Below are 7,358 nucleotides of genomic sequence, written 5' to 3' on the forward strand. Positions count from 1 at the left end.
ATTGATCGTATAATCAGGCAATGTCGTTTAATTGATTAGTTTTTTCGTTCAATATTCGTTGTTTCAAGTTCAATATTCAACTTTTTTTATTGTTGAATCCTTGTAATTTAGAACATAATTACTAAAAACGAATGTTGAAATTTTAACAAAAATACCTAGCCCCGATTTCTTCACTTGATTTCTATTTTTATCGGAGTTCATTGAACTTCGTTTCCATTGGAAATTTCCCCAATTTTTTATTAAGAGATTGAAACCAATAGCGGGACACGAGCGAAGCGAACTGACAAAGTAAATAACTCCTAAATTAATTGTAAACAAAAATATCATTTTTTTTGAAAAGAGAAAGAGCGTTTGGTAATTATTCCGGTTTTATGTTTGTATGATTGCGGATTACACACAGCAAATTAAAAACAATGGAAAAGACCAATGAATTCCCTTTAGTATTTTTATATCTTTGCGGGAAATATAATTTTATATGAGTTTACGTAATTATCTTAAGAGTAAAGTTTTTTTTACACAACTATTTATTGTTTTCGCAATCTTTGCAACTTTGGGTTATTTATTCATGCATTGGCTCACCTTTACCACGCAACATGGGAATGAAATTACGGTTCCGGATTTGAGCAAGTTAAGTGAACAACAAGTAGAGGAGAGGTTGGATGAGCTGAATTTAGATTATGTGCTTTTAGATAGTGTAGATTATAAAAAAGATTATCCAAAACACAGCGTGGTAGATCAAGATCCTGTAGCTGGAGCCAAAGTGAAAGAGGGCAGGAAAATCTATATTAAGATTAATTCTTCTGGTTTTACTACAGTTCGGGTTCCTGACTTAATTGAAAAAACCTATCGTCAGGCGGTACCAACATTGAAATCACTTGGGCTTGAAGAAGGAACAATAACATATAAACCGTACTTGGGGAAAGATATGGTGCTGGAAATGCATTTGAACGGAAAGAAATTAAATCCGGGGGATAAAGTTTTTAAATCCTCCAAAATTGATTTGGTCTTAGGAGACGGAAATGTTGGTTTCGATGATACACAATTAGATAGTCTTGCTACCCCAGAAACTCCAGTAAATGCACAATAACAACGACAATCAAGAAATAGTTGAGGACGAATTATTCGAACATTTTAGGTTTGACGTTCCTAAAGGGCAATTGCTTTTAAGGATTGACAAATTTTTGATGAATTTGATCCCAAATGCCACCCGAAATAAAATTCAGAATGCAGCAACTGCAGGTGATATTTATGTAAATGATATTCCCGTAAAGTCCAATTATAAGGTTAAACCTTTGGATGTAGTTCGGATATTGTTATCTCATCCGCCTTTTGAAAATCGTGTTGATCCTGAAGATATTCCACTTGATATTGTTTATGAAGATTCGACTTTATTATTAATTAATAAGCCAGCCGGTTTGGTGGTTCATCCAGGACATGGCAATTATACGGGGACTTTAGTGAATGCTTTGGCTTTTCATTTTGAGAATTTACCCATGAACAGTAGCGAACGTCCGGGATTGGTGCATCGAATTGATAAAGACACCACGGGACTTTTAGTGATTGCCAAAACCGAAGCGGCCATGTCACACTTAGCAAAGCAGTTTGAAGCAAAAACTTCGGAACGCGAATACATTGCCATGGTTTGGGGAAACTTGAAAGAGGAGGAAGGGACTATAGAAGGAAATATTGCCCGACATGTAAAAGACAGAATGCAAATGTCTGTTTTTGCCGACCCAGAAATTGGAAAACCAGCAATTACACATTATAAGGTTTTAGAGCGTTTTGGATACGTAACCTTGGTTTCTTGCATTCTTGAAACAGGTCGGACGCACCAAATTCGGGTACACATGAAGCATATTGGACATCCGTTGTTTAACGATGCGCGTTACGGCGGCGATTTGATTTTGAAGGGAACTACATTTACTAAATACAAACAATTTATTGATAATTGTTTTAAGATATTGCCTCGTCAGGCATTACATGCCAAAACATTAGGGTTTATTCATCCTACAACTGGAGAAATGATGCGTTTTGATACTGAATTACCTCAAGATATGAAGGATTTGATTGAAAAATGGCGCGGGTATTCGAAATTGAATATGGTTGATGAGGATTAACTCAGTCTGACTAATTAATTGTAAAAAAAAGCAGTTTTGATAATTTCAAAACTGCTTTTTTTTAAGATTTTTTTGATTAATTCAGTTCCGCAAAAGTATCTCCTTGTTTAATATCCCCGGATTTAAAACCACGATTAAACCAATACATTCTTTGTTCAGAAGTTCCGTGAGTGAAGCTATCGGGAACTACATGCCCTTGCATTTTACTTTGTATGGCATCATCACCTACGGCATTTGCCGCACTTAATGCTTCTTCAATATCACCGGGTTCAAGCATTTGATTCCTGTTTTGGTCATAATGCGTCCATAATCCTGCAAAAAAATCGGCTTGGAGCTCGAGAGCTACGGATAATTTATTGGCATCCGCCTCAGATTTTCCCTGTTGCAATTTTCGCATATTAGTTGAAGTTCCCAATAGATTTTGAACATGATGGCCTACTTCATGAGCTATAACGTATGCAATGGCGAAATCCCCGCCTTTTGCACCAAAACGACTTTTTAGTTCCTCGAAAAACGCCAAATCCAGGTATACTTTTTTGTCGCTTGGACAATAGAATGGTCCGGAAGCAGATGTTGCGGAACCACAAGCCGTTTCTACATTATTACGGAATAAAACCATTTTGGGTTCTTCATAATTCAATCCGTTCTCTTCAAATATCTTTTTCCAAACATCTTCGGTATCAGCCAATACAGTTGCCGCAAATTCCCCCATTTCTTTATCTTCTGGAGACAATTCCTGGGTTATCTGTTCGGTTTGTTGTCCTTGTTGCAATTGTTCTAAAATAGGAGTGAGCTGTTGGACATTTTGCCCGCCAAATAGATTGATTAACAATATAATAATTCCAATCACTCCGCCCCCAATCGCCACTTTTCCTCCTGAAATGCCTCTTCGGTCTTCCATATTATCACTTTGTCTTCTTCCTATCCATTTCATAACTTTACATTTTATTGAGGTTATTTTTTTTTGAATTACAATTTTATATCCATTTATAAATTAATTTTTCTAAGGTGTTTTTTACAATTGGTTTTGATACGTAATCGTCCATTCCTGCAGCGATACATTTTTCTTTTTCTCCAACTATGGTTCCAGCAGTGAGCGCTATTATGGGTATGTGCCTTGTGCCTTCTAATTTACGGATTTCCTGCGTTGTTTCATAACCGTTTTTGACAGGCATTTGTATGTCCATGAAAATGATATCTGGTTTTATTTTCAGAAATTTTCCTATAGCTTGTCTTCCGTCAACGGCTTCAAAAATCGAGGAATTTGGAATAATTTGCTTGATTAACGTTTTTGCCAAAAGCAAATTGATTTTGTTGTCTTCTGCAATTAAAATCCGTAATTGTTCCTTTTCGTATTTATGGTTGTTTTTAAATTCCTCTGCAAAAGCTTTGCTGTTATTTTTTAGTTTTGTGGTGATTTTTCCTTTGTTTGAAGTTTTAAATTCTACATCAAAGAAAAAGGTACTTCCTTTACCAAAATTACTTTCCAATTGCAAACGACTGTTCATTAAATGCAGCAATTGGTTAGAAATGGTCAGACCTAATCCTGTTCCTCCAAATTTTTTCGTGGTAGAGCTGTCTTCTTGGGAAAAAGCTTCAAATATTTTTTCCTGATTGGTTTTTTTAATTCCAATTCCTGTGTCTTTTACGGATAATCGCAATACGCTCTTTTCTTTTGCGGTACTTATTCGGGATACGCTTAACTCAATTTTTCCTTTTTCGGTAAATTTCAGCGCATTGCTCAACAGATTAATTAAAATTTGTTTCAGTCGGATATAATCTGTCCAAATATATTGGGGCACTTCTTCTTTTATGTCCAAAATTATTTCTATTTGCTTTCTTTTAGCTTCATACTTTACCAGTTCAATAACTTGACTGCATAATTCATGAATGTTGCATTTTTCAATACCAAGTTCCAGTTTACCAGATTCAATTTTAGAAAAATCAAGAATATCATTAATAACTTCCATTAATGAATTTGCCGATTGATTTATGGTATCCATATATTGTTTTTGGAAATCTTCTAATTTGGTATTCATCAATAAATCCGTAAAACCGATGATTCCGTTTAGCGGAGTTCTAATTTCATGGCTCATATTGGCAAGAAATTCAGATTTTGCAATATTGGCCGCTTCGGCAAATTCTTTCGCTTTTATTGCTTCTTCAGATGTTTTTTGTTTTGTTATGTCAAAAAAGACCCCTTCAACGTATTCGATTTGATTGTTTTTTAAAATAGCATCTCCAAATTCTTCAACCCAAATATACTCGCCAGTTTTTCTTTTTATTCTATAAATGGAATGTATTGGTTTGTTATTTGATAAATTATATTTTTGTTCACTAATAATCGTTGCCTTTTCATTTGGGTGAATTAGTGAATTGAAGGATAATTTTTTCTCAATAAAATCAGATTTATTATATCCCGTTAATAGTTCTACTTTATCATTAAGATAGACCTTTGTTGCGTTTTTATCAAATTTTGATAAATGAACCGTTCCGGGAATGTTATTAGCCAACAATCTGAACTTTTCTTCACTTTCATATATTGTAGCTTCATTTGAAATTCGCTCCATAGAAGTGGCTACGTTAATGGCTAGGGTTTGTAAAATATTAATTTCGTCTTCAGACCATTTTCTCTCATTAGTGCAATCATCGATTCCTATAAAGCCTGTAAATTCATCTCTAATAAAAACAGGAAGGATCAATACCGATTTGATTTCATTGTCAACCAACAGTTTTTTGAGAACACTATTATTCATTTTTCTTGTTATGGAATGATATGGTTTTCGCATTTTAATTTTTTCTATAATTTCCGATAAATTGTCATGGGTAAAACTCCGCAAAGGGGTAATTTGAAGTTCAATATTTTCCTTTCCCCATTTGAATTTTTGTTGAATTAAATTTGTTTTGGGATCGTTTTCATAATAATACAAATGATCTAAATTTGTGACATTTCCTATAATTGGAAATGTTTCCCTAAAAATGTCGATTTGGTTATTGCTTTGCAAAAATTTCTCGATACACATAACCATTGCTGCTAACAATTTGCCCTTATATGTCAATCTTTTTTCAGATTCTGCTCTTTTTTGGGATTCTATGGCAATAACAATCAAATCAGCAACGGAACGGGCAAAACCAATATCTTCATTATCCCAATTTTTTATTTTTTCGGTAGCTTCAAGACAAATGATTCCTTTAAGCTCGCCATTGATAAAAACGGGCGTATCCAACAGGGAAAAGATATTGTTTTCAGGGAAGTAATCAATGCATAATTCTTGAATTAACTCATTCGAATACACTTCGGAAGCCACGATTTGAATTTCATTTTCAATGGACATGAAATAGTTTGGGTACACTTTTTTTGTTAATGAAAATCCATTTTTAAATTTTTTTATATTTAATTCATATAGATTTTGGCATTCAATTTTATCAGGAAAATAATTCCAGTAACTGACTCTGTTAACGTGGAGTGTTTTTGCGGTAATTTCTAAAATGGTTTTTAGGATGCTTTCAAAATTTTCATCTACGGAATAGCTTTTTGCAGTAAAATCTTTTAATGTTTCGTTGTATTTTTGGATTTTTCTCTGTCTTTTCCTATTTTCATTTTCAAGATTTTTTATAATGGAAATGTCTCTGGCGATTCCGGAGTAACCAATAATTTTCCCCGATTCGTTTCGGCGGACTATTATTTTTTGGGAAACCCACACATAGTCCCCATTTTTTTTTAGCACCGGAAACTCTATGGGAGGATATTCATTTTCCAAAAGATTTCCATAAAAATTCTTTAGGATTGAGGCATAATCTTTCCTTACAAAATCGGTAAAATTTCTGGACAGAATTTCACTTTTGTTAAAACCCGTAATTCTTGTTGTAAATTCATTAACGAAAGTATAGTTACCATATTTATCGATTTCAAAAATAATGTCATTTGCATTTTGAACCAAATTTTCATATTGAGTTTTTACTAATTCTTGCTCCGTAACATCTTGACCAATCCCGATTATTAAATCTTCTGAGAACTTTTTATTTTTCCATTGAATGTATTTATATTCTCCGTTTTTACATTTTAGTTTTCTGATGTGCAATTTTTCATCTGTGAAATCAGGATTGTAATTTTTTGAAATAAAATCAGGGTCTTCAAAAAATTCCCAAAAAACGGCTCCCAATACTTCATCTGACTTATAACCTAAAATTTCAGTTATGTTTTCGCTACAATAGGACAATTCCCCTTTTTTATTGGAGCCAATTGTGAGCATATTTCCTTTATTAACAATTTCGTTTGTAAACTGAAATTTATTGTTAACGGTTAAAAAAGAAAGATGCCTTATATAATTTACAATCCAAACCATGAGGCAGTAACTGAATAATATGATTGCGGTATTATAGGGAACTAATCCAAAAATAAAAACGGTAACTAAGTAAATCAAAACGGATGCAACAAAATACCGATACAGTTTTATGGGTTTAAGTACGCCATAAGAAATAAAAAAACAAACGACAAAACCTATTATGGGAATTATGCCAGTGGCCCCCAAAATTAAATTCCGAGCTATAAGACTAAAGTATAAGACAAATAATGAGGTGAAAATATGTTGTACGTTTCTAAATACGAATGATAATTTTTTGCTGCCATAATACAGACATAAAAAAATTAGGCCAGCACTACAATTTGCAATCAATAAACTTTGATCCCTTACTTTAAAAATCTCGAAAGTAATTTCTGTCATTGGAATTATAATTCCCAAAAAAAGAAGGTAAAGCTGATATTCTTTATTTTTTGAATCGGATTGGGAAATTTTATCTGGAAAATGGGTGTTTATTACAGATTGAATTTTAAATAGATTTAAAATCAACGTAAAAACTAAAATCATTAAAATAGGAACTAAAAACAAGAGTTTGTTATTGTCAATAAATTTATTTATGAGCTGAAATTCATTAATAAACACGGGAATTTGAACCCAATAGAAAAAAGTAAAGAGAAAACTTATTGGCAACCAAAGGCTATAAAATGATAGCATACAAAATATTTTTGATAAGAATTAAAATATTTGATTTGGTACACAGAACTTCAATACATAAATTTAAGAATAAAATTTAAATAAAAGCCACAACTTTTGAAGAAAATAAGTTGTGGCTTTTGTGGTTTTTCAACAAAATTTAATTTATAATTAACCCGTTGGGTGTAATTAAATTGTTTGATTTTTAATATTGTTTATTGGCCTGTCAAATATGAATTTATTGATG

4 protein-coding genes are annotated in these 7,358 nt (G+C 32.7%); 2 read left to right on the top strand and 2 right to left on the bottom strand.

Going from position 1 to position 7,358, the window contains the following annotated elements; translation table 11 throughout:
• Positions 1 to 475 precede the first annotated feature (475 nt).
• Complete coding sequence (locus DB895_RS12235; protein ID WP_116725650.1) at positions 476 to 1,087, top strand: PASTA domain-containing protein; 612 nt, start codon at positions 476 to 478, stop codon at positions 1,085 to 1,087.
• Positions 1,077 to 2,117 carry an RluA family pseudouridine synthase gene (locus DB895_RS12240; RefSeq protein WP_116725651.1) on the top strand — a complete coding sequence of 347 codons (1,041 nt, stop codon included), beginning with the start codon at positions 1,077 to 1,079 and terminating at the stop codon, positions 2,115 to 2,117. Before DB895_RS12235 ends, DB895_RS12240 begins: the two co-directional genes overlap by 11 nt.
• Positions 2,118 to 2,193: 76 nt before the next feature.
• Here DB895_RS12240 and ypfJ read toward each other — a convergent pair whose 3' ends face one another.
• Both ypfJ and DB895_RS12250 read right to left on the bottom strand, forming a co-directional pair.
• Positions 2,194 to 3,051, bottom strand: coding sequence for a KPN_02809 family neutral zinc metallopeptidase (ypfJ, locus tag DB895_RS12245; protein WP_116725652.1), 858 nt, complete (start codon positions 3,049 to 3,051; stop codon positions 2,194 to 2,196).
• A gap of 43 nt (positions 3,052 to 3,094) precedes the next feature.
• Complete coding sequence (locus tag DB895_RS12250) at positions 3,095 to 6,841, bottom strand: PAS domain S-box protein (protein WP_243694671.1); 3,747 nt, start codon at positions 6,839 to 6,841, stop codon at positions 3,095 to 3,097.
• Between the last annotated feature and the right edge of the window lie 517 nt (positions 6,842 to 7,358).

The organism is Flavobacterium psychrotolerans, assembly GCF_003097635.1.
GTDB classification, from domain to species: Bacteria; Bacteroidota; Bacteroidia; order Flavobacteriales; family Flavobacteriaceae; genus Flavobacterium; species Flavobacterium psychrotolerans.

Coding starts and splice junctions, on each gene's coding strand:
- ypfJ (WP_116725652.1), bottom strand. CDS start 3,051: ATGAAATGGATAGGAAGAAGACAAAGTGATAATATGGAAGACCGAAGA.
- DB895_RS12240 (WP_116725651.1), top strand. CDS start 1,077: ATGCACAATAACAACGACAATCAAGAAATAGTTGAGGACGAATTATTC.
- DB895_RS12235 (WP_116725650.1), top strand. CDS start 476: ATGAGTTTACGTAATTATCTTAAGAGTAAAGTTTTTTTTACACAACTA.
- DB895_RS12250 (WP_243694671.1), bottom strand. CDS start 6,841: ATGACAGAAATTACTTTCGAGATTTTTAAAGTAAGGGATCAAAGTTTA.